We start from the raw sequence: 5,593 nt of genomic DNA, 5'->3' as shown, positions 1-5,593 counted from the left end.
GGAGCTTGGGGATGACCTACTTTCGCATACGAAGAGTACACTATCATTGGCGCAAGTTCGTTTCACGGCCCTGTTCGAGATGGGAAGGGGTGGTTCCAAACCGCTATTGTCCCCAAACATAACTGGTAATGTTATGCATGGTGCTGAGTTTTTGCTCAGCCTGCTTTAACAAATTGGAAGAAGTAAAGGATGCAAGCGTTTTACGCTTGTTTTCAATGGGATTAGGGTATGAAACAACTTGTGTTTCTTATTTCTAGATGATTGCCAAATCATATTGCTTTGAACTACACCTTGCTTAGATTTTGGTCTAAGTTTTAAGGTTATAGGATCAAGCCTCACGAGCAATTAGTATCAGTTAGCTTAATGCATTACTGCACTTCCACACCTGACCTATCAACGTCCTGGTCTTGAACGACTCTTTAGCTGGCTTAAAGCCAGAGGCAAGTCTCATCTCGAGGCGAGTTTCACGCTTAGATGCTTTCAGCGTTTATCTCTTCCGCACTTAGCTACCCAGCTATACCATTGGCATGATAACTGGTCCACCAGAGGTGCGTCCACTCCGGTCCTCTCGTACTAGGAGCAGGTCCCCTCAAACTTGCAGCGCCCACGGCAGATAGGGACCAAACTGTCTCACGACGTTTTAAACCCAGCTCACGTACCACTTTAAATGGCGAACAGCCATACCCTTGGGACCGGCTACAGCCCCAGGATGTGATGAGCCGACATCGAGGTGCCAAACTCCCCCGTCGATATGAACTCTTGGGAGGAATCAGCCTGTTATCCCCAGAGTACCTTTTATCCGTTGAGCGATGGCCCTTCCATACAGAACCACCGGATCACTATGACCTGCTTTCGCACCTGCTCGACCTGTCCGTCTCGCAGTCAAGCAACCTTATGCCATTGCACTATCAGTACGATTTCCGACCGTACCTAGGTTACCTTCGCACTCCTCCGTTACTCTTTGGGAGGAGACCGCCCCAGTCAAACTGCCTACCATACACGGTCCCCAGTCCGGATTACGGACCTAGGTTAGAACCTCAACAACATCAGGGTGGTATTTCAAGGTTGACTCCACGAAATCTAGCGACTCCGCTTCAACGTCTCCCACCTATCCTACACAAATCTTGTCAAAGTCCAATGTAAAGCTGCAGTAAAGGTTCATGGGGTCTTTCCGTCTAGCCGCGGGGAGATTGCATCTTCACAAACATTTCAACTTCGCTGAGTCCCGAGAGGAGACAGTGTGGCCATCGTTACGCCATTCGTGCGGGTCGGAACTTACCCGACAAGGAATTTCGCTACCTTAGGACCGTTATAGTTACGGCCGCCGTTTACTGGGACTTCAATCAAGAGCTTGCACCCCATCATTTAATCTTCCAGCACCGGGCAGGCGTCACACCCTATACGTCCACTTTCGTGTTTGCAGAGTGCTGTGTTTTTATTAAACAGTCGCAGCCACCTTTTCACTGCAACCCCATCGTGCTTCGAGAGTAAATCTCTACACACTACCGGGGCGCACCTTCTCCCGAAGTTACGGTGCTAATTTGCCGAGTTCCTTCTCCCGGGTTCTCTCAAGCGCCTTAGAATTCTCATCCTGCCCACCTGTGTCGGTTTGCGGTACGGTCTTATACAACTGAAGCTTAGTGGCTTTTCTTGGAAGCATGGTATCAATCACTTCGTCTGCAAGCAGACTCGTTATCACGTCTCAGTCTTAGCTCTCCGGATTTGCCTAAAGAACCAACCTACACGCTTGAACCGGGACATCCAACACCCGGCTGACCTAACCTTCTCCGTCCCCACATCGCATTGTATAGAGGTACAGGAATATTAACCTGTTTCCCATCAGCTACGCATCTCTGCCTCACCTTAGGGGCCGACTCACCCTGCGCCGATGAACGTTGCGCAGGAAACCTTGGGCTTTCGGCGAGGGAGCTTTTCACTCCCTTTATCGCTACTCATGTCAGCATTCGCACTTCTGATACCTCCAGCATGCCTCACAGCACACCTTCGCAGGCCTACAGAACGCTCTCCTACCATGCCATATAAATATGGCATCCGAAGCTTCGGTTACGTGCTTAGCCCCGTTACATCTTCCGCGCAGGACGACTCGACCAGTGAGCTATTACGCTTTCTTTAAATGATGGCTGCTTCTAAGCCAACATCCTGGCTGTCTATGCCTTCCCACTTCGTTTTCCACTTAGCACGTCATTTGGGACCTTAGCTGTCGGTCTGGGTTGTTTCCCTCTTGACCACGGACGTTAGCACCCATGGTCTGTCTCCCGTAATTGCATTTCTCAGTATTCGGAGTTTGCAATGGTTTGGTAAGTTCTTATGAACCCCCTAGCCATAACAGTGCTCTACCCCCGAGAATGATATACGAGGCACTACCTAAATAGTTTTCGGAGAGAACCAGCTATCTCCAAGTTTGTTTAGCCTTTCACCCCTATCCACAGCTCATCCCCAAATTTTTCAACATTTGTGGGTTCGGACCTCCAGTACCTGTTACGGCACCTTCATCCTGGCCATGGATAGATCACTTGGTTTCGGGTCTACACCCAGCGACTGATTCGCCCTATTCGGACTCGATTTCTCTACGCCTCCCCTATCGGTTAAGCTTGCCACTGAATGTAAGTCGCTGACCCATTATACAAAAGGTACGCAGTCACCCCTTACGAGGCTCCCACTGTTTGTATGCATACGGTTTCAGGATCTATTTCACTCCCCTCCCGGGGTTCTTTTCGCCTTTCCCTCACGGTACTTGTTCACTATCGGTCGATATCGAGTATTTAGCCTTGGAGGATGGTCCCCCCATGTTCAGACAAGGTTTCTCGTGCCCCGCCCTACTTTTCGTTACCCTAGTTCCACAAACGGGATTTCGTATACGGGACTATCACCCACTACGGTCGGACTTTCCATTCCGTTCTACTATCGCGTCTGCTAAAAATAACAGGCTGTTCCATGTTCGCTCGCCACTACTTACGGAATCTCGGTTGATTTCTTTTCCTCGAGTTACTTAGATGTTTCAGTTCACTCGGTTCGCTTTACTCTTCCTATATATTCAGAAGAGAATGACCTTACGGCCGGGTTTCCCCATTCGGACATCTCCGGATCAAAGCTTATTTGCCAGCTCCCCGAAGCTTTTCGCAGGCTATCACGTCCTTCATCGCCTGATATCGCCAAGGCATCCACCATATGCACTTATTCACTTGACCCTATAACGTTAAAACCTAAACCCTTTTTAAATCTAGATTTCGTCGTGCATGAGACACGCGTTACAGGTAATTCTAAAGCACTATCAAACCTCGTTAGATTCGCTTAAATTATTGATTACTCAATAACCTAAACTTCTCAACTTGCGTTTAATATTTATGATTTTGCAATCAATCGATATTATTTCCGGTTAAAAAATAATATCGCCCATTGAATATAAGTTGTCATCACACAACCTATATTCCTTTACTTCTTCCATTTTGTTAAAGAGCAGTCTTAGTTTTTTAAACTAATGTTTAAAAACCAGAAGCAAACATTTAATTAAACTTCAATTAATAACGCTTGCTTCTAATCTCTAATTCACAACAAAGTTCTTGGTGGAGGATGACGGGATCGAACCGACGACCCCCTGCTTGCAAAGCAGGTGCTCTCCCAGCTGAGCTAATCCCCCAATATAGAGTGGTGGGTCTGGTTGGGCTCGAACCAACGACCCCCGCCTTATCAAGACGGTGCTCTAACCAGCTGAGCTACAGACCCTAAGGCGGTTTGCCTAAATCTTTGTTGCTGCTTAATTTTAGATGACTGATAAGAGTGAATGCTTGAAGCCGAGTGATCTTCTCTAGAAAGGAGGTGATCCAGCCGCACCTTCCGATACGGCTACCTTGTTACGACTTCACCCCAGTCATGAATACTACCGTGGTAATCGTCCCCCTTGCGGTTAGACTAACTACTTCTGGTAAAACCCACTCCCATGGTGTGACGGGCGGTGTGTACAAGGCCCGGGAACGTATTCACCGCGACATGCTGATCCGCGATTACTAGCGATTCCGACTTCATGCTCTCGAGTTGCAGAGAACAATCCGGACTACGATCGGCTTTCTGAGATTAGCTCCCCCTCGCGGGTTGGCAACTCTCTGTACCGACCATTGTATTACGTGTGAAGCCCTGGCCATAAGGGCCATGAGGACTTGACGTCATCCCCACCTTCCTCCGGTTTGTCACCGGCAGTCCCATTAAAGTGCCCAACTAAATGATGGCAATTAATGGCAAGGGTTGCGCTCGTTGCGGGACTTAACCCAACATCTCACGACACGAGCTGACGACAGCCATGCAGCACCTGTGTCCACTTTCCCTTTCGGGCACCTAATGCATCTCTGCTTCGTTAGTGGCATGTCAAGGCCAGGTAAGGTTTTTCGCGTTGCATCGAATTAATCCACATAATCCACCGCTTGTGCGGGCCCCCGTCAATTCCTTTGAGTTTTAATCTTGCGACCGTACTCCCCAGGCGGTCTACTTCACGCGTTAGCTGCGTTACTCATGGATTTTACTCCACCAACAACTAGTAGACATCGTTTAGGGCGTGGACTACCAGGGTATCTAATCCTGTTTGCTCCCCACGCTTTCGTGCATGAGCGTCAATATTATCCCAGGGGGCTGCCTTCGCCATTGGTATTCCTCCACATCTCTACGCATTTCACTGCTACACGTGGAATTCTACCCCCCTCTGACATATTCTAGTCTTGTAGTTTCAAACGCAGTTCCCAAGTTGAGCTCGGGGATTTCACATCTGACTTACAAAACCGCCTGCGCACGCTTTACGCCCAGTAATTCCGATTAACGCTCGCACCCTACGTATTACCGCGGCTGCTGGCACGTAGTTAGCCGGTGCTTCTTATCAAGGTACCGTCAGCCTCACACTTTATTAGAATGTAAGTTTTCTTCCCTTGCGAAAGAGCTTTACAACCCGAAGGCCTTCTTCACTCACGCGGAATGGCTGGATCAGGCTTTCGCCCATTGTCCAAAATTCCCCACTGCTGCCTCCCGTAGGAGTCTGGACCGTGTCTCAGTTCCAGTGTGGCTGGTCGTCCTCTCAGACCAGCTACTGATCGTCGCCTTGGTAGGCCATTACCCCACCAACTAGCTAATCAGATATCGGCCGCTCTTATAACGTAAGGTCCGAAGATCCCCTACTTTCCCCCTCAGGGCGTATGCGGTATTAGCTAATCTTTCGACTAGTTATCCCCCATTACAAGGTACGTTCCGATATATTACTCACCCGTTCGCCACTAATCCCCCTAGCAAGCTAAGGTTCATCGTTCGACTTGCATGTGTAAAGCATTCCGCCAGCGTTCAATCTGAGCCAGGATCAAACTCTTCAGTTTAATTCCTAACTATTACTTTTTACCTCAATTAAGAGGCGGTATTCGATTCGCTTATATCTCAAATTCATTTCAAGGTATGTGTGTAAAAACACTGTACATACTTGTCATAAATCTAAGTGTAAAGCATTTGTATTTTCTGAGTTTCTACGCATTAAATGCGCTTCACTCAACTACAAACACCCACACTTATCAGTCATCCTAATTTTTAAAGAACAGTCAGCTTC

At 48.2% G+C, this 5,593-nt stretch carries 2 tRNA genes and 3 rRNA genes; all 5 read right to left on the bottom strand.

What is annotated here, in order from left to right:
- Positions 1–3: 3 nt before the first annotated feature.
- The 5 genes from rrf to OH31_RS09125 all read right to left on the bottom strand — a co-directional run bounded on the left by rrf (position 4) and on the right by OH31_RS09125 (position 5,369).
- A 5S ribosomal RNA gene (rrf, locus tag OH31_RS09145) occupies positions 4–117 on the bottom strand.
- Between the two features lie 207 nt (positions 118–324).
- Positions 325–3,209: ribosomal RNA gene (locus OH31_RS09140) — 23S ribosomal RNA — on the bottom strand.
- Positions 3,210–3,582: 373 nt separating this feature from the next.
- Positions 3,583–3,658 (bottom strand) — tRNA-Ala (locus OH31_RS09135).
- Between the two features lie 9 nt (positions 3,659–3,667).
- A tRNA-Ile gene (locus tag OH31_RS09130) sits at positions 3,668–3,744 on the bottom strand.
- 86 nt (positions 3,745–3,830) lie between these two features.
- Positions 3,831–5,369: ribosomal RNA gene (locus tag OH31_RS09125) — 16S ribosomal RNA — on the bottom strand.
- The 16S, 23S and 5S rRNA genes sit together here with 2 tRNA genes alongside, the layout of an rRNA operon.
- Positions 5,370–5,593: the final 224 nt, after the last annotated feature.

It is taken from the genome of Methylophilus sp. OH31, assembly GCF_000576615.1.
Lineage (GTDB): Bacteria > Pseudomonadota > Gammaproteobacteria > Burkholderiales > Methylophilaceae > Methylophilus.
Note: the sequence above shows the minus strand (reverse complement) of the source record. Positions and strands in the feature narration are given on the sequence as shown.